General features: G+C 65.9%; 17 protein-coding genes and 2 riboswitches. Of the genes, 9 read left to right on the top strand and 8 right to left on the bottom strand.

Going from position 1 to position 17,796, the window contains the following annotated elements:
* Positions 1-118: 118 nt before the first annotated feature.
* From NZU74_03010 to NZU74_02975, 8 genes are all read right to left on the bottom strand, one after another.
* Entirely contained in the window at positions 119-505 is a 387-nt protein-coding gene (locus tag NZU74_03010) for a hypothetical protein (protein ID MCS6880278.1), read from the bottom strand.
* Positions 502-852, bottom strand: coding sequence for a hypothetical protein (locus NZU74_03005; protein MCS6880277.1), 351 nt, complete (start codon positions 850-852; stop codon positions 502-504). The genes NZU74_03010 and NZU74_03005 overlap by 4 nt, the downstream gene beginning before the upstream one ends.
* Positions 849-1,808 carry a cytochrome c biogenesis protein gene (locus tag NZU74_03000; protein MCS6880276.1) on the bottom strand — a complete coding sequence of 320 codons (960 nt, stop codon included), beginning with the start codon at positions 1,806-1,808 and terminating at the stop codon, positions 849-851. The genes NZU74_03005 and NZU74_03000 overlap by 4 nt, the downstream gene beginning before the upstream one ends.
* Before the next feature lie 24 nt (positions 1,809-1,832).
* On the bottom strand, positions 1,833-2,216 hold the full coding sequence (locus tag NZU74_02995; protein MCS6880275.1) for a hypothetical protein: 384 nt from the start codon (positions 2,214-2,216) through the stop codon (positions 1,833-1,835).
* A gap of 70 nt (positions 2,217-2,286) precedes the next feature.
* Positions 2,287-3,357 (bottom strand): iron ABC transporter permease, encoded by a 1,071-nt coding sequence (locus NZU74_02990; protein MCS6880274.1) that lies wholly within the window; start codon positions 3,355-3,357, stop codon positions 2,287-2,289.
* Complete coding sequence (locus NZU74_02985) at positions 3,354-4,364, bottom strand: hemin ABC transporter substrate-binding protein (protein ID MCS6880273.1); 1,011 nt, start codon at positions 4,362-4,364, stop codon at positions 3,354-3,356. Before NZU74_02985 ends, NZU74_02990 begins: the two co-directional genes overlap by 4 nt.
* Positions 4,365-4,478: 114 nt before the next feature.
* Entirely contained in the window at positions 4,479-5,330 is an 852-nt protein-coding gene (locus NZU74_02980) for a heme ABC transporter ATP-binding protein (GenBank protein MCS6880272.1), read from the bottom strand.
* A gap of 383 nt (positions 5,331-5,713) precedes the next feature.
* A complete protein-coding gene (locus NZU74_02975; GenBank protein MCS6880271.1) occupies positions 5,714-6,703 on the bottom strand; it encodes a deoxyhypusine synthase family protein in 990 nt (329 codons plus the stop codon).
* Between the two features lie 336 nt (positions 6,704-7,039).
* Between NZU74_02975 and NZU74_02970 the strand changes: the two genes are divergently transcribed.
* The 9 genes from NZU74_02970 to NZU74_02930 all read left to right on the top strand — a co-directional run bounded on the left by NZU74_02970 (position 7,040) and on the right by NZU74_02930 (position 17,784).
* Positions 7,040-8,158, top strand: a complete 1,119-nt coding sequence (locus tag NZU74_02970; protein MCS6880270.1) for a permease — start codon at positions 7,040-7,042, stop codon at positions 8,156-8,158.
* A 139-nt stretch (positions 8,159-8,297) separates the two neighbouring features.
* On the top strand, positions 8,298-8,966 hold the full coding sequence (locus NZU74_02965) for an alkylmercury lyase family protein (GenBank protein MCS6880269.1): 669 nt from the start codon (positions 8,298-8,300) through the stop codon (positions 8,964-8,966).
* 170 nt (positions 8,967-9,136) lie between these two features.
* A riboswitch (cobalamin riboswitch) is annotated at positions 9,137-9,282 on the top strand.
* 132 nt (positions 9,283-9,414) lie between these two features.
* Positions 9,415-10,419, top strand: a complete 1,005-nt coding sequence (locus NZU74_02960; GenBank protein MCS6880268.1) for a hypothetical protein — start codon at positions 9,415-9,417, stop codon at positions 10,417-10,419.
* Positions 10,406-10,789: a hypothetical protein gene (locus tag NZU74_02955; protein ID MCS6880267.1), complete on the top strand. Its 384-nt coding sequence runs from the start codon at positions 10,406-10,408 to the stop codon at positions 10,787-10,789. Before NZU74_02960 ends, NZU74_02955 begins: the two co-directional genes overlap by 14 nt.
* A 90-nt stretch (positions 10,790-10,879) precedes the next feature.
* Positions 10,880-13,036, top strand: coding sequence for an acyl-CoA mutase large subunit family protein (locus NZU74_02950; GenBank protein MCS6880266.1), 2,157 nt, complete (start codon positions 10,880-10,882; stop codon positions 13,034-13,036).
* Complete coding sequence (scpA, locus tag NZU74_02945; GenBank protein ID MCS6880265.1) at positions 13,033-15,270, top strand: methylmalonyl-CoA mutase; 2,238 nt, start codon at positions 13,033-13,035, stop codon at positions 15,268-15,270. Before NZU74_02950 ends, scpA begins: the two co-directional genes overlap by 4 nt.
* A complete protein-coding gene (gene meaB / locus NZU74_02940; protein ID MCS6880264.1) occupies positions 15,267-16,409 on the top strand; it encodes a methylmalonyl Co-A mutase-associated GTPase MeaB in 1,143 nt (380 codons plus the stop codon). The genes scpA and meaB overlap by 4 nt, the downstream gene beginning before the upstream one ends.
* Positions 16,402-16,794, top strand: a complete 393-nt coding sequence (locus NZU74_02935) for an acyl-CoA thioesterase (GenBank protein MCS6880263.1) — start codon at positions 16,402-16,404, stop codon at positions 16,792-16,794. Before meaB ends, NZU74_02935 begins: the two co-directional genes overlap by 8 nt.
* 221 nt (positions 16,795-17,015) lie before the next feature.
* Positions 17,016-17,165: riboswitch (cobalamin riboswitch) on the top strand.
* A 175-nt stretch (positions 17,166-17,340) separates the two neighbouring features.
* A complete protein-coding gene (locus tag NZU74_02930) occupies positions 17,341-17,784 on the top strand; it encodes an AAA family ATPase (GenBank protein MCS6880262.1) in 444 nt (147 codons plus the stop codon).
* Positions 17,785-17,796 lie beyond the last annotated feature (12 nt).

The following is a 17,796-nucleotide window of genomic DNA, read 5'->3' as shown; positions in this document are numbered from 1 at the left end:
TTTCGCTAACCCCGCCCCCTCCCTAACCCTCCCCCGCTGGGGGAGGGCGTCTGGCTCCTCCCCCCAACGGGGGGAGGCCAGGAGGGGGGCGGAAATGCCGGGAAACTCACGTTACAGACTACTCAGTTCCATATGGTGACGGTGCATTAGTCAAGCGCTGCGCGCTCATTACGTCGTAGGCCTTCCGGCAGATGTTCGCCAGCATGTGCAGATCAACGCGACTCACGATGATGATGAACTGGTCAAACACCATCACGTAGCGCTCCAGCGCCTCTACGTAACTCACCGCCCGCGACGGATTGAGCGCCGCGAGAGGCGCGCCAGCGTCCGAGGGCGATCTGGCAGCCGCCTCCAGGAGATATAACCAGGCCGTAAACTCACTCCACTGAAAGACCAGCCCCGGATGTCCCAGCGTAAGATGGATGGTTCCATCGAGCAGTTCGCACACCTGCCAGCCACGGCCATCACTGGCAAGCAAGTGACGGGGGGGTAAAACGCGACTCATCGCTCCTCCCGGGTCTTCCGGATCTGGGACGAAAGCGAATGGTGCGGGCCGGGCAACCACATCGGCCCGCTACAGCCGCAGTGGAGCGCGACCAGCGCCATGAGCCACTGGAATGGCTGGTCGTTCGTGACGGGCGTCTCAGGCACGGGTGACGCCACTGATGACTCGGTCACAGTGGGAGCGGCGGAGGGGCCGGTCGAAGACGCGGGCGGATCCGGCGGCGCCTCGATAGCGCGCCGGAGTTCGCGCAACCGCGCGTAGATCCGCCCCAGGTAGAGCGCAATTGTTCCCCAGACCACCAGGGTCGTCGCCAGGGCGATGTATACGGCTGTCGCTCCTTCGGTCATGCCCATGCCACCTTTCGCTGCTCCACGGCGGTTTCCAGATCCAGCACCTGCGACCGTACCAGGAACATCCAGACGAACAGGGCCGTGAAGCCAAGATTGGCCGCCAGGAAAACCCATAGCGTGCGCTGATTAGCCAGGAGGCCGGTTCCGGGCGCTTCGATGTTCAGGCGCACCGTGCCGCTGGCTATATCCACCTCTTCCAGAGCCAGCGTGAAGCGCTGGCCAGGGATGGCAGGCCGATCAGTGTACGCGCCTGCCGCCAGATCAAAGCCCGGCGTCAGAACGGCTTCGCTGGCCAGGCCCGGCGCGCTCACCTGCACGCGAGCGGTTACCAGATCGCCGTTCTGACTTAGATCGAGCAACTGCACCTTTTGATCGCCCAGCACCCCCACATGGCCTACCTGGAGCGTAATGCCGTCACAGTCGCTACCCCGGATAAAGGCGCAGTTCGGGTGAAGCGTGCTCTCGGCCATACGTGGCGCGACGAACATCAGGAACGGCATGGTGACGAAGGCGAAGAGGCTATAGACTGAGGCAAGGGTGCGGCGTCGGTCAGGATCGTCAATCGCCGCGCGAAGCACGAACAGGGCCGCATAGATCAGCAGCAGGATAAAGATCGTCACCTGCCGCGGATCCCAGTTCCAGAAGATGCCCCAGGCCACCTGCGAGAAGATCATTCCGGTGAGCGTCGCCAGCAGGGTAAACAACAGCCCGCTCTCGGCTGCGGCGGTTGCCCGATGATCATCGGCGAGGCGGCGACGCCAGAGGTATAACCCGCTGAAAACGGCTGACACGGTAAAGGCGACTACGGCGACCCAGGCGGTCGGCACGTGCAGGATCACGATCCGCCCGGCGTCGCCGAGGCCCTGGTAGGAGGGGATTACCACAAAGGTCGCGATCATCACACCGGCCATCCACAGGCCGATCAGCAGCTTGCCTAGCGTTCTGAGCGCCATGTCACGGCTCGCTTTCCAGACTTTTCAGTTCAAACCACTGAAGGTTGAAGGCGGAGGCGTAGGGTTGACGCCGAGCCTGTTGCCCGCCTCGCGACACAGACTGACAAAGGCCACTGCTTCGTGCGGCAGGAAGCGCAAGATCATCCCCTCAAAAACGAGCAGGATCGTGCCATGCTGAGGATCGAACCAGACGCTGCGCTCCACACCGGCGTGCGCCATACAACCCGGGACGGTCGGCTCCGACACGGCCGCCTCAACCAGGCCGTGGATCAACTGAAAGGCTTCGCGGGGAAAAGCCACGGCAAAGGGGCCGAAGTCGAGCTGCACACGGCCGTCGCCCAGGTGCAGGATGTACCAGTTTCGTCCGTTGTGGGCCAGGATTCGAAATGGCGCCTGGTGAAAGGCCATTGCAACCGCTCCCGTTCCAGCCTCGGCAGGGATCAGCATATGAATGTTGGTTTGAACAACCGGCAAGCGCTCATTCCCACCCGTAGCGCTGGCGCGAGCGCAAAATGAGGGCCAGGAAGAACGGGCCGCCGGCCAGCGCGGTTATCAGCCCAACCGGCACCTCGGCCGGAGCAGCAACGGTGCGGGCCGCCAGGTCAGCCAGGATCAGCAGGCCGGCGCCGCCGAGCGCGGCGGCCGGCAACAACAGCCGGTGATCCGGCCCTGCCGCCAGCCGCACCATGTGCGGGACAATCAGCCCGATAAAGCCGATCGGCCCAACCAGCGCCACCGAGGCGCCCGTCGCCAGAGCCGCAAGAAGCACAGCCGCGCGCTTCACCTGTTCCACCGTTACCCCCAGATGGCGAGCCTCTACTTCGCCGAGCGCGAACAGGTTTAGCGCCCGGCCCAGACGCGGAGCGAGCAGCAATGCCAGCGCAATCCCCGGCGCCGCGGCCAGGAGCGTCTCCCACAGCGCGCCGCCCAGACCGCCCATGGTCCAGAAGACAATCGAGCGCAGTGCCGCGTCATCGGCCAGGTAGGTGAGCAGGCCGGTGAACGCGCCGGCAACGGCGTTGAGCGCCAGGCCCACCAGCAGCAACATCGCAATATCGGTATGCCCATGGCGCCGCGACAGGCGATAGACCAGCAATGTCGTCGCCGCGCCGCTCACGAAGGCCGCGAAGGGCAGGGTGAACAACCCCAGCGGCGCCAGCCCGGAGACGATCACCGCCACGGCGCCAAGAGCTGCACCGCTACTCACCCCGATCAGCCCCGGGTCGGCCAGGGGGTTACGGAACACGCCCTGAAGCAACGCGCCGCTGACTGCCAGCGCCGCCCCGCTCAAGGCCCCCAGCAATACTCGCGGCAGGCGGATGTTCCAGAGCACGGCCATCTGCTGTTGAGTGACCGGAATATCGAGCGTAATCCCCAACTTGCTCAACAGGATCGCTATAACCACCTCAGGCGGCACAATGACCGGTCCGAGACCAACCCCAACTAACAGCGACCCGATCAGGAACGCCAGCAAGAGTGGTATCAGCAGGCGCCTGCCCCGAGGGTGTGCAGCACTGGCGACGGGGATTGTCTGGCCGGTGGTGCTCATCGTCCCGCCTCCCGGAGCATAGCGGCGCGAAAGGCCATCGTCAGATCGGCCAGCGCCTGTCCGGTGCGCGGCCCCATACCCAGGAGATACAGATCGTCCATCGCGACGATATGCTGGTGTCTGGCGGCAGGGGTGTCGGCGAGACCGGGGATGCGCAGCAATCCTTCAACTCCGCCGACCGACTCGAGACCTTTCTCCAGCAGGAGGAGCACGTCAGGTTGGGCGGCAACAATAACCTCGGGACTCAAAGGCTTGAACTGGACAATGCCCGCCTCTGCGGCAGCGTTCACGCCCCCGGCGCCCTTGATCATCGCATCAATCGGCGTTTCGCTCCCGCCCACCTGTTGTACGTCCGTACCACGCAGGTAGAGGAAGAGCACCCTGGGGGCAGCGGACAATTCGCGGGCCGCGGCGCGCGCCGTAGTGATCTCGCGTTCAACCTGCGCTGCGAGCGTCTCGCCGCGTTCGGGTATGCCAAGAGCAGCGGCCACGAAGCGGATCTTGGCCATCGGCGCCGCAAGATCCGGCGGATCGGCCGTGAGCGCCACCGGCACGCCAGCGGAGCGGATCTGCGCCAGAGCCTCGGGAGGACCGGCAGTTTCATCACCAATGACCAGCGTGGGAGTCAGAGCCAGAATGCCCTCGGCGTTCAGCCGGCGCTGATAGCCAACGTTGGGCAGAGCTTTGGTGCGTTCCCGCGGATAGGTCGCGCTGCTATCCACACCGACAATTCGATCGCCCATGCCCAGCGCGAAGATGATCTCGGTAATATCACCGTTCAAACTGACAATCCGCTCGATAGAGGTAATGGCGACCTGCTGACCCTGATAATCCGTTACGGTGACCGGCAAGCGGGGCGCCTCCGCACCGGGAGAGGGGACCGGCGCGACGGTGGGCGCTGCCGTCGCGCCGGCGGGTGGAGGGGAGACGGGGGAAGCAGGGGCGGTTGGCGGCGCTGCGACGCCGGTCGTCGAGGTGGCTGCGCCACAGCCCGCCAGAAGGATCATACACAGCAGGGAACACCAGAATGTAGCGCTATGGAAAGCCGACCGACAAATGGCGACCTCTGATCTGGCGCTTTGCTCAGTCATATCAGCCGTCCAGGCGTGTTATGCCCATTATTATGACCGGCTCACATCCACAGCGTGCGCTCGGGAACGTTCCGGCGGCGGCAGCGATCGCGCAGCGTCCTGCGCGGCGCTTACGTTGGGCAGCGAGAACACCACCGGCACATCCGCGTGCGGATGCGGCGTAACAACGACCGTAACCCCGTAGACCGGACCAAGCACCTCAGGGCGCAACACCTCCCACGGCGGGCCACAGACCACGAGCCGGCCTCGGTGGAGCACCCCGATGCGGTCAGCGTACCAGGCAGCCAGATTCAGATCGTGCAGCACCGCTAACACAGCGCCTCCCTGAGCGGCAATGGCTCGCGCCAGGTGCAACGCGCCATGCTGGTGGCGCAGATCCAGGGCCGCGGTAGGCTCGTCCAGCAGTAGCAGGGGGGCCTGTTGCGCCAGCACCCGCGCCAGGCTCACGCGGGTTTGCTCGCCGCCCGAAAGCGTTGGAAACGCGCGCCCGGCATACGGCAACATCTCCACGGAAGCCAGCGCATCACGGGTAATCGCATGGTCAACTGGACGTTCCACATCGGCCCGGAGCCGAGGATGCCGTCCCATCAGCGCCACTTCGTAGGCCGTGAACGGCAGCGCGACCCCGAGGCGCTGGCGCAGGACAGCCCGGCTCCGGGCCTGTTCCAGAGCCGAGAGTTGCGTGAGAGATACGCCCTCAAGCAGCACATCACCCGTCGTCGGACGCAGATCGCCCGCCAGGAGGCCAAGCAAAGTGCTCTTCCCGGCGCCATTCGGACCAACGAGAACCATGACCTCGCCGTAGCTCAGAGAAAAAGACACGTCATCAATGATCCGATGACCGTTGACAACGTAGGAAAGTGAGCGAACGTCGAGGAGCATACCTATCACAACTTTCCAGAGTCGGCCCGCTAACAACTGGATATGAGTGTAGGCGACTGGTGGTGATTAGCATATACTAATCTTCAATTTTTGTCAATACTCAGCAGGAAGCCAGTCAGGGCTTATTCTACAGGGGCAAGCTGCACACCCTGCCGCAGAAGGCAGCAGGGGCGACCGGTCGTGTGCTCCTGGGGGGCCCGGTGCGGCCTGGCCGCGCCGGGGAATAATTTTGGGCGGTTTCGGCGGTTGCGCCGCCAAAACCACCCAAAAATCCATAACGGTCGTTTTCCGAAGTGGCGATGAAGCGCCGGTCGGCGGAGGACGCGGGGAATCCAGGTTCTACACGCCACGGCCTGCCCGGCAATGGCAGAGCAACCCCGCCGTCACCAACCCAGCACCAGCGCAAAGATCAACGGCGCGACGATAGTCGCGTCGGACTCGATGACGAACTTCGGCGTTTCGACCGCCAGTTTGCCCCAGGTGATCTTCTCGTTCGGCACCGCGCCCGAATACGAGCCGTAGCTGGTGGTCGAGTCGCTGATCTGGCAGAAGTAGCCCCAGACCGGGGTATCGGTCCGTCGCAAGTCCTGGTGCAGCATGGGCACCACGCAGATGGGGAAGTCGCCGGCGATGCCGCCGCCGATCTGGAAGAAGCCGACCGAGCGCCGGGCCGCCGTGCGGGTGTACCAGTCGGCCAGCTCGATCATGTACTCGATCCCGCCGCGCACCGTATGCACATTGCGGATCTCCCCCGTGATGCAGTGGGCGGCGTACATGTTGCCCGTGGTCGAGTCTTCCCAGCCTGGCACATAGATCGGCAGGTCGCGCTCCATGGCCGCGTACACCCACGAGTCGCGCGGGTCAATCTGGTAGTACTGCTCCAGGGCGCCCGAGCGCAGGATGCGGTAGATGAACTGGTGGGGGAAGTAGCACTCGCCGGCCCGGTCGGCGCGCGTCCACTCCTCAAGCAGCGCCCCCTCCAGGCGGCGCAGGGCTTCTTCTTCGGGAATGCAGGTGTCGGTGACGCGGTTCATATGGCGCTCAAACAGCGCCTGCTCCTCCGCCGGGCTGAGGTCGCGGTAGTGCGGCACGCGCTCGTAAAAATCGTGGGCGATCAGATTGAAAATATCCTCCTCCAGGTTAGCGCCGGTGCACGAGATGGCGTGCACCTTCTCCTGGCGGATCATCTCGGCCAGCGAGAGACCCAGTTCGGCGGTGCTCATCGCCCCGGCCAGGGTTATCAGCATCGCCCCGCCCTGCTCAAGATGGGCGCGGTAGGCTTCCGCGGCGTCAATCAGCGCCGCCGCGTTGAAATGGCGAAAGTGATGGCGCAGAAACTGGCTGATCGCGCCGGTTGGCGTTGAACTGGTCATGGAGGGAATTCCTTTCTTCCGTGTGTCGGCGCAATCCTCTGAATTGCGCCAGCCGGATGATGAGAACGCGGATACCGCGCGGATTGTTTCGAGGATAGTCGCATCTCGCCGACCGGTCAAGTAAGGGCAGATCCGGCGCCTGCCCGGCGCTACCGCGGAGGACGCGGAGGAGCGCGGAGAGTCGTAAGCAGCCCCTCCTCTGCGCCCTCTGCGGTGAGGAGCCGTTCAACCATTCGTAAGATCTGAACCGCCGCTTGACAGGGGAGCGCGCGCTGCGTTATCATCCCTCAGATAATTGATATTATCTATCATTTTATGCCAGCGCGGAGTCCGACGATGCGCCACCAGACCCTCAGCAATCGTATCGAGCGCTTTCTGCCGATCATCACCCTGGGGTTGCTGATCCTGATTGTCAGCCAGGTGCTCTATGCCAGCCTTCAGGCCTGGCTCTCCGGCGCCGAGCTTAACCGGGTGATCCCCGTCTTCGAGGCCCCCATCGCCAGCGCGGGCAAGGCTCTCGGCGCGGCGCTGACGGCCTGGATGCCGCAGTGGCGCATCCCGACGCCGTTCGGCCCGCTGGACGTGAGGTATACGGCGGCCTACACCCTCTATGAATGGTTCAAGCTGCCGATCATCCTCTTCCTGACCACCTACGCGATGGCCCTGCTGCGTCTCAGCATCGGCACGCAGTGGATTGACCGGACTCTGGGCCGCAACGATCTCATCGGCGCGGGGGGCGGGGCCGTGCTGGGCATGTTTACGCCGGTGTGCTCCTGTACGGTGACCAACATCTACACCGGGCTGGTTGCCGGCGGGGCCAGCCAGCGAGCCTCGGCAGCCTTTCTCTTTGCCAGCCCGGCCCTTAATGAGTTCGCGATCATCTTTATGTTCGCCGTCGCCGGGCCGCTCGGCGGCGGGATCTACCTGCTGGGGGGGCTGCTTGCGGCCTTGCTCACCGCCTACATGGCCCCCCTGCTGGGGCTGCAACCCGAGCGGTTCATCGGGCAGATCATCCCGCTGCAACCCCGACGCGACATCCCACGCGAAAACCTGTTGCTCCGCGCCCATCGCGAGACCTGGCGCCTCTTCCGGCGCCTGCTGGGGGTGGTGCTGCTGAGCGGGCTGCTGGCGGGCCTGCTGGTCAACTTCAACCTGACCCTGGTTGAGGGCCTCACCCGGGCCGGGGCGGCCTGGTGGGGGCCGATCCTGGCCGTCATCCTCGGCCTGCCCCTCGATATTAACGCCGCCTCGACCGCCCCCATCCTCGTGGCCCTGCACCAGATCGTGCCGCCGGGCACGCTGGTGGCGGCCATGATGGCCACCACCGTGTCATCAATCCCCGAGTGGGCCATGCTTAACCGGCTGCTGGGCCGGAGCGCCACCGTCAGGGTCGTGGGCTGGTTCGCGGCGTATGTGATCGCGCTGGGGCTGGTCCTCAATGCGATCCTGGCGTAAGCGGAGAAACCTGCCTGGTTTCTCCGCCTTCTGCCCAGAGGGGAAGGTTAGAGAGGGCTACGCTCTGTCCAGAGGACTTTTTTCCATTTCGTTACTGTGCGGCGAAACCGCATGGGGCCTATCAGGAAAGGAGAGTTCAATGACCACCTCGCAGGAACAAGTCGTGGCAAGTGCGGTGCGGCGGCTCGAGCAGCAATTCCCGCTGCATGCTCGCTTCGCGGCCCTGGAACCGGCGACCCGCAGGCTGTATCAGGCCATTCTGCGCATGATCATCCAACGCAGCCAACCCCTCGAACGCGCGTTGTTCGCGACGGAGATGGCGGCCGAGCAACTCGAGACCGCGCTCGAGCGCCTCAATCGGGACGATATGATCATTCTCGACGCTGAGAAGCGGATCGTCGGCGCCTATCCGGTAACCCTCGAAGACACGCCCCATCATCTGGTCGTTAACGGCGTCGCTATCAATGCCATGTGCGCCCTTGATGCCCTCACCGTCGGACCGATGTTTGGCGCGGAGGTGGAGATCAATTCGGTATGCCGCATGAGCGGCGAACCGATCCATATCCGCCAGCATGGACGCTCAATCCTCGAGGCCCGGCCTGCGAGCGCGCTGGTGGGCATTCGCTGGGCCGCGCCCACGACCTGCCACGCCGCGCATAGCATGTGCACCGAGATGATCTTTCTCAAGGATCAGGATAGGGCCAGGGAGTGGCAGGCCGGTGATGCTGAATACACGAGTCTCTTCGGTCTGGAGGAGACGGTGGCGTTTGGGGATGCCTTCTTTACCCCATTGCTGGCCGATTCTTAGCGGTGCATCGGGCACGTTCCAGAAAGCGAGGGACGGTGAGGGTCACTTCCTCTCCGCCCCTCGCTTTCTGGTTAAATAATCACAACCTTATGATAGTATTTGTTCAGTTAATTGATCAACCCTCTCCCACTTTGGCGCAACACGTGGTATAATTCCGCAGCCCCTGCACCTGTGCAACTAACCGTCGCGGTGACCCGACAGCCCGGATGCTAGGGCGTAAAGGTGGAAGCTGGTGCAAGTCCAGCGCTGTGCCGCAACTGTAACCGGCGCTAATCCGCCGGAAGCCAGGACGCCTGCCGCGACGTTGTTTGTTCTATCCTTCTCGAGCCAGGGAGGACGAACATGACCCGCGCCCCGTGACCGTCTCCCGCCTGATGGTCCTCTGGACCGTGTCGTGCCCCGTTGCTCGCCTGAGGCCGGGGTTTTGCGTAAACCATCTGCGGGAGCCATGCAACACCTGATCAACTTCTCAACCCACGCGATCCATCTCGACCAGTTCGAGCGCGACTGGGAGCAGGTTCGCGCCTTTGTCACCCGGTTGGGGCTTGACGGCATCGAGTTGCTGATCGGCGATGATCCGCCGCCTGATCTGCCCGCGGGCCTGGTTCAGGGCGTCCATCTGCCCTACTGGATCCGCTGGGTGGAAATCTGGCGCGCCGGCGCCGATGCCGCCGTTTCCGCCGAGGAGCGCGAGTTCCTCGCCGGGGGCGCCCGCGATGCCTCGCACATGGTCGCCCTCCAGCGGCGCCTGTGGCGCCAGGCTGCGGCCCTGCGTCCCCGCTATGCGGTCTTCCACGTCAGCCATGTCGCCCTGGAGGAGAGTTTCACCCGGCGCTACGCGTGCAGCGCGGAGCTGGTGGTCGGCGCGACCATTGACCTGCTCAATGCTACTGCGGCGACCTTCCCCGGCGGTGAACCGCCGGTGCGCCTGTGGCTCGAGAATCTCTGGTGGCCCGGCCTGACGTTTGCCGATCCGGCGCTGGCCGAGGCATTCGTGCGACGCCTGCGCTTTGAGAACTGGGGTTTCGTGCTCGACACCGGCCACCTGATCAACACCTGTCCCGACATAACCGACGAAGAGGCGGCCGTAGATCTGGTGCTGGAACGGCTGGCCCGCCTCTCCCCGCAGGTGCGGGCGCGGATCGAAGGGCTGCACCTCAGCCTCAGTCTCTCCGGCGCCTACCAGCGCAGCGCTCCCGCGCTGCCCGACGGCTTCGCCGCGCTGCCCTTCGCTGAACGCTACGGCCTGGCCCGCAACCACGTGGCGCGGATTGATGAGCACCGGCCCTTCACCAGCCCGCGCTGCCGCGAGATCGTCGCCGCGGTGCGCCCCGGGATCATCACCCACGAACTGTTGCGGCACGACCGCGACGAACTGGAGCGCAACCTCGGCATCCAGTGCCGCGCCCTTACCGGCGCGCCCCCCACGGGAGGTTCCCATGCTACGCTGTGATGTGAGCGATATCTGTACCGAGTTGAGCAGGGTGCACGAACGCATCCAACGCAATCAGCAGGAGTTCGCCACATGGATTCATCGGGCCCCCGCCTGTGCGTTGCACCTGCTCGAGCCGATCGCCGCCGATCGAGCCCGAGAATTGTCCCTTTCCCTCTTGGCAAACGGGCTTAGTTTCGATTATGATCGTTGGGCGCAGGCTTCCATCACCGAGCGCATGTGCGCGATTGGCTTCCGCCGCGTCTCGCGGAACCGCGATCTGTATGTGCGCCGCACCCATGAGGGTTTTGAGCTTTCGGATCTCTTCTCGACCGTGCGTATCGATCCGGAAGATCTGGAGGCGTTGCTGTTCAGCCTGCGCCATGTGTGAGATGGCCCGACAGGGTTGTGCCACGAGACGCTCATGTCGCACGGACTCTGAGCGCTGGCCGGCCCGCTTCGCCGATGAAGGAGTGGATCCATGACCCAGGACACCCAGGCGACCAGCCCCGACGTCCCGGAGCGCCTCTTCGCCGAGTTCGAGCCCGCCAGCCCCGAAGCGTGGCGCGCCGCCGCCGAGAAGACGCTGAAGGGCGCGCCCTTCGAGAAGCGGCTGCTGACGCGGACCTACGAGGGGATTACCCTGCAGCCGATCTATAATCTCACCGACGCGGCCAGCCTGCCCCACGCCGCCTCGCTGCCCGGTCTGCCCTCCTATGTCCGGGGCACGCGCGCCCTCGGCTACCTGATCCGCCCGTGGGAGGTGGCCCAGGAGATGCCCTACCCCACCGCCGCGGAGGTCAACCAGGCCGCCCGCGAGGATCTGCCCCGCGGCCTGACCACGCTCCACGTGCGGCTGGATCGGGCGACCTTGCTGGGGCAGGACCCTGACCAGGCCGCGCCGGAGGCCGTCGGCCAGGGCGGCGCCTCGCTGGCTACGCGCGACGATTTCACCGCGCTCTTCGCCGAGATCCCCCTGGCGCAGACGCCGCTGCTCTTCCCCGCGGGGGCCGTCGCCCTGCCCCTGGCGGCGCTCATCGTGGCCGCCGCCGAGGCCCAGGGCGTCAAGCCTAGCAAGTTGCAGGGGTGCATCGGAGCCGATCCCCTCGGCGCCCTGGCCGCTGACGGCGCGTTGCCGATCGCGCTCGAGCGGAGCTACGACGCCATGGCCTGGCTGACCGCCTGGGCCGCGACCCATGCGCCCGACCTGCGCACCATTCAGGTCGAACTGCACCCCTACCACAACGGCGGCGCCAGCGCCGTGCAGGACCTGGCCTTCGCCCTGGCGACCGGGGCGGAGTATCTGCGGGCGATGCAGGCCCGCGGCCTGAATGTGGATACGGTAGCGCCGCGGATGCAGTTCGCCTTCTCGCTTGGTTCGACCTTCTTCATGGAGATCGCCCGGCTGCGCGCGGCGCGTATGCTCTGGGCGCGGGTGGTGGCGGCCTTCGGCGGCAACGCTCAGGCCCAGAAACTGCGCCTGCACGGGCGCACCTCGGCCTGGACCAAGACCCGCGCCGACGCCTACAACAACATGCTGCGCGCTACGGCCGAGGCCTTCGCCGGAGTGATGGGCGGCTGCGACAGCCTCCACGTCAGTCCCTTCGATGAGGCCATCGGCCTGCCCGATGAGTTCTCGCGGCGCATCGCCCGCAACGTGCAGATCATTCTGCAACAGGAGTGCAACTTCTACCGTCTGGTAGACCCCGCCGGCGGCTCGGCGGCGGTGGAGACGCTGACCGACGAGATCGCCCGCGAGGCCTGGGCGCTCTTCCAGCGCATCGAGGAACAGGGGGGCATGGCCGCGGCTCTCATCGCGGGCTTCCCGCAGGCGCAGGCGGCTTCGGTTCGTACTGAGCGCATGAACCAGATCGCCCTGCGCCGCGAGGTGATCGTCGGCGCGAACATGTACGTCAATATCAAGGAACAGCCCTTCACCCCCCGCAGCGTGGATCATGCCGCGCTGCACGCGGAGCGCGCCGAGGCCCTGCGGCGCTTCCGCGCCGGCGCCGATGCCGGGACCGCGCTCGAGGACCTGGCCCGCGCCGTGGCTGGCACGCCCGAGCAGGTGCTGCCGGCGGCCATCGCCGCCGCGCGCGCCGGGGCGACCCTGGGGGCGCTGACCGCCGCCCTGGCAGCCGGGAGCGACGCTGGCATCACCGTCGAACCCATTTCCGCCCATCGCGGCGCTGAAATGTTCGAGGCCCTGCAGGACGCCGCCAGAGCATACGCCGCTCGCACCGGCTCGCGCCCCAGGGTATTTCTTGCTACAATGGGTCCGGTCTCGCAGCACAAGGCTCGCGCCGATTTTTCGACCGGCTTCTTCGAGGCTGGCGGCTTCCAGGTGATCGCCGGCCCTGGCTTCCAGACGGTTGAAGAGGCAGCCGAGGCCGCCCACGCCTCGGGGGCCTCGATTACCGTCATCTGTTCGACCGACGAGACCTACCCCGAGCTTGTGCCGCCGCTAGTGCGGCTGCTCAAGGAGGGGCGACCCGACATGACCGTGGTGCTGGCCGGTTACCCGGCCGACCAGGTTGAAGCGCACCGCGCAGCGGGAGTGGACGAGTTCATCCACCTGCGCGCCGATTGCTACGCGACCCTGGCCCGGCTTCAGCAGTTGAAAGGAGTGGCCCTGTGACCACCCCCGATTTCACCAAAATCGCCTACCGCGACGACAATGCCGCGCCCGACCTGGCGCAGTGGCGCGCCCTGGCCGAGCAGGAGGCCGGGCAACCCCTTGAGAACCTGGTCTGGCGGACGATGGAGCAGATTGATGTCAAGCCGCTCTACACCGCCTCCGACCTCGAAGGACTGGAGCACCTTGGCTTCACTGCCGGCATTCCGCCGTACCTGCGCGGGCCGTACCCGACTATGTACGTCACCCAGCCCTGGACGGTGCGCCAGTACGCCGGCTTCTCGACCGCCGAAGAGAGCAACGCCTTCTACCGGCGCAACCTGGCCGCGGGCCAGAAGGGCCTTTCGGTGGCCTTTGACCTGGCCACCCACCGCGGCTACGACTCGGATCACCCCCGCGTCGTCGGCGACGTGGGCAAGGCGGGCGTGGCGATCGACTCGATCCTCGACATGAAGATCCTCTTCGACGGCATCCCGCTCGATCAGATGTCGGTCTCGATGACCATGAACGGGGCGGTGATCCCGGTGATGGCCTTCTACATCGTCGCCGCCGAGGAGCAGGGCGTGCGCCAGGATCAGCTCACCGGCACCATCCAGAACGACATCCTGAAAGAGTACATGGTGCGCAACACCTACATCTACCCGCCCGAGCCCTCGATGCGCATCATCGCCGATATCTTCGCCTACACCGCGAAGCACATGCCCAAGTTCAACAGCATCAGCATCTCCGGCTACCACATGCAGGAGGCCGGGGCCACCGCCGATCTGGAACTGGGCTATACCCTGGCCGACGGGCTGGAGTACGTGCGCGCCGGTCTCAAGGCGGGGCTGCCAATCGACCGCTTCGCCCCGCGGATCTCCTTCTTCTGGGCCATCGGCATGAATTACTTCATGGAAGTGGCCAAGATGCGCGCCGCGCGCCTGCTCTGGGCCAAGATCATCAAGCAGTTCGATCCCAAAGATGAGAAGTCCATGGCCCTGCGCACCCACTGCCAGACCTCGGGCTGGAGCCTGACCGAGCAGGACCCGTTCAACAACGTGGCCCGCACCTGCATCGAGGCCATGGCCGCGGCCCTGGGCCACACCCAGTCGCTGCACACCAACTCGCTCGATGAGGCCATCGCTCTGCCCACCGACTTCTCGGCGCGCATCGCCCGCAACACCCAGCTCTACCTGCAGGAGGAGACCGGGATCTGCAAGATCGTGGACCCCTGGGGCGGCTCCTACTACCTGGAGAGCCTCACTGACAAGCTGGCGCGACGGGCCTGGGGCCACATTCAGGAGGTCGAGTCCCTCGGCGGCATGGCCAAAGCCATCGAGGCTGGCCTGCCCAAGCTGCGCATCGAGGAAGCCGCCGCGCGCCGCCAGGCCCACATCGACTCGGGGCAGGAAACCATCGTCGGGGTGAACAAGTACCGCCTGCCCTCCGAGCCGCCGCTGGAGATCCTCGAGGTGGACAACACCGCCGTGCGCCAGGCCCAGATCGAGCGCCTGAAGAAGCTGCGCGCCGAGCGCGACGAGGCGCGCACGCAGGCGGCGCTGAACGCCCTGACCCGCGTGGCCGAGACCGGCGAAGGCAACCTGCTGGAGGCGGCCATCGAGGCGGCGCGGGCGCGGGCCACCCTGGGCGAGATCTCGATGGCCATGGAGCGGGTGTTTGGCCGCTACAAGGCCACCATCCGCGCCATTTCGGGCATCTACAGCAGTGAGTACAGCGACGCGGAGCAGATCAACCGCGTGCGCGCCCTGGCCGACGCCTTCGCCCAGGAGGAGGGCCGGCGCCCGCGTATCCTGGTAGCCAAGATCGGCCAGGACGGCCACGACCGCGGAGCCAAGGTGGTCGCCACCGCCTTCGCCGATATGGGCTTTGACGTGGACATCGGCTCGCTCTTCCAGACGCCGGAGGAAGTAGCCCGCCAGGCGGTGGAAAACGACGTCCACGTAGTGGGGATCAGTTCGCTGGCCGCCGGGCACAAGACCCTGCTGCCGCAACTGGTTGAAGAGTTGCGCAAGCTCGGTCGCGAGGACATCGTGGTGGTCATCGGCGGGGTGATCCCGGCGCAGGACTACGCCTTCCTCCGCGAGCACGGCGCGGCGCTGATCTTCGGACCCGGCACCATCATCCCCGTTGCCGCCGAGAAGCTGCTCAACGAACTGCGTCGCCGCCTCCACGCGAGCGAAGCGACGGAAAGCGATCCGGCGCTCTCGGCGAGCGCGGAGACAAGGAACGACGTATGAGCAACGGCAGGCATCGCCCCGAATGGCAACCGGCCACACCGCCGAAGGACGCGGTCTTCGCCTCGTCGGTGATGGACGGCGTGGCCGGCGGCCACGACGGGCTTCCGGGTCAGAGCAGCGGCGGGGGTTCCAAACCGGTGGCGCGACGGCGCCATCTGACGGCGCCTGACTACGTGGAAGGGGTGCGCCGCGGCGACCGCACCATCCTCGCCCGGGCCATCACGCTGATCGAGAGCAACGCGCCGGCCCATCTGGCCCAGGCCCAGGAGGTGTTGCAGGCCCTTCTGCCCTACACCGGGGGAGCCCTGCGCGTCGGCATCACCGGCGTGCCCGGCGTGGGCAAGAGCACCTTCATCGAAGCCCTGGGGGTGATGCTCTGCGAACGGGGCCATCGCGTCGCCGTGCTGGCAGTGGACCCCTCCAGCAGCGTCACCCGCGGCAGCATCCTTGGCGACAAAACACGCATGGAGGCTCTGTCGCGGCACCCCAACGCCTACATCCGCCCCTCGCCCACCGGCGGCAGTCTCGGCGGCGTCACCCGCAAGAGCCGCGAGACCATGCTGGTCTGCGAGGCGGCCGGCTTCGACGTGATCCTGGTCGAGACCGTGGGCGTCGGCCAGAGCGAGACGGCCGTGCGGGGGATGGTGGACTTCTTCCTGCTGCTCATGCTGGCGGGGGCGGGCGACGAGTTGCAGGGGATCAAGAAGGGCATCATGGAACTGGCCGACGCCCTGGTGATCACCAAGGCCGACGGCGAGAACCGCATCCGCGCCATGTCCGCCCAGGCCGATTACAACAAGGCCCTGCACTACCTGGCCCCCGCCACCCCCGGCTGGAAGACCCGCGCTCGCATCTGCTCGGCAGTGACCGGCGAGGGGATCGCCGAGATCTGGGCGGAGATCGAGCGCTTCCGCGAGGTCACGACCGCGTCCGGGGTCTTTCAGGAGCGGCGGCGCCAGCAAACCCGCGACTGGCTGCATGCGCTCATCGAGGATTACCTGCGCTCGCGCTTCTTTAACCACCCCGCGGTGAAGGCGCGCCTGCCGGAGATCGAGGCCGCAGTCGTCGCCGGGACGCTCCCGGTGACGGCGGGGGCCCAGGCTCTGGCCCAGGCGTTCGAGGAGGCAGCCAATGGCTGAGGCCAACCGCGCCGAAACGCGCATGGTCCTGCCGATTTTCCCCGCCGACACCAATCACTACCGAACGCTGTTTGGCGGCCAGGCGGTGGCCTGGATTGACCAGGCAGCGTTCATCTGCGCCACGCGCTGGTGCCGGCGCAAGGTGGTGACGGTGCACATCGGCGAGGTCAACTTCCACCACCCGGTGCGCGAGGGGTCAATCGTCGAACTGATCGCGCGCCTCAAGCGCACCGGGCGCACCTCGATGCATGTCGCCGTCGAGATGTGGTGGGAGCCGATGGACCGCGACGAACGGGTGCTGGCCTGCCAGGCCGAGTGCATCCTGGTGGCCCTTGACGACGAGGACCACCCGGTGGCCGTGCCGCAGTTGCCGGCGGTCGAATAGGAGAGCTCGCCTTCTTCTCCCGTAAGGTCCCCTCGCTTACGGGAGGGTCGTAGTGGGAGCAGCAATACGGGGGCCTCCACTGCGAAAGGCTCCCGCGCTTGTGGTGTAGCCGCCACACACGTCGCCGGCGGCGTTGGACTTTGCATCAACGCTGAGTTGAGAACCGTACACATTGCAGGCCGCGTGAGCCTGTGCTATAATCGCTACCATCTCGCACCTGTGCAACGCATACCCGTCGCGGCGACCCGTTGGCCCGGATGCCAGGGCGTAAAGGTGGAAGCTGGTGCAAGTCCAGCGCTGTGCCGCAACTGTAACCGGCCGTTGGTTGAACGCCGGAAGTCAGGACGCCTGCCGCGACGTTGTTGTTCCGCCCTTCTCGAGCCAAGGAGGACGAACATGGACCACGCCCCCGATACCTTCCCCCATCCAGGGCGCTGAGTGTGAGTTCTTTCCCGGTTCTCGCAAGAGGCCGGTTTTTTTGATGTTCCACTCCTCACCCTCTAGCGATAGGCCCATTGAGACCGGTGGTCCAAAGGTAAGGTGATCATGCGGATTGCGCTTTACGGCAAGGGCGGCATCGGCAAATCCACCATCGCGGCCAACCTGGCGGCGGCCTTTGCCGCAAGGGGCCGGACGGTCCTGCAGGTCGGCTGCGACCCCAAACACGACTCGACCCGGCTGTTGCTGGACGGCCGGCGGATCACAACGGTGCTTGAGTACCTGCGCGACACCCCGCCTGATCGGCAGCGCCTGCCCGATGTAATGCACCGCGGGTACGGCGAGGTGGCCTGCGTCGAGGCCGGGGGGCCGGAGCCGGGCGTCGGCTGCGCCGGACGCGGCATCCTGAGCACCTTCGCCCTGCTCGACCGGCTGGGGCTGGATACGGCGGCATTCGACGTGGTGCTCTACGATGTGCTGGGCGACGTGGTCTGCGGCGGCTTCGCCGTGCCCCTGCACGCCGGCTACGCCGATGTGGTCTGCATCGTCTGATCCACGAGGAGT

It is taken from the genome of Chloroflexaceae bacterium, assembly GCA_025057155.1.
Classification (GTDB): Bacteria; Chloroflexota; Chloroflexia; order Chloroflexales; family Chloroflexaceae; genus JACAEO01.
This window is presented reverse-complemented; position numbering and strand designations above follow the sequence as displayed.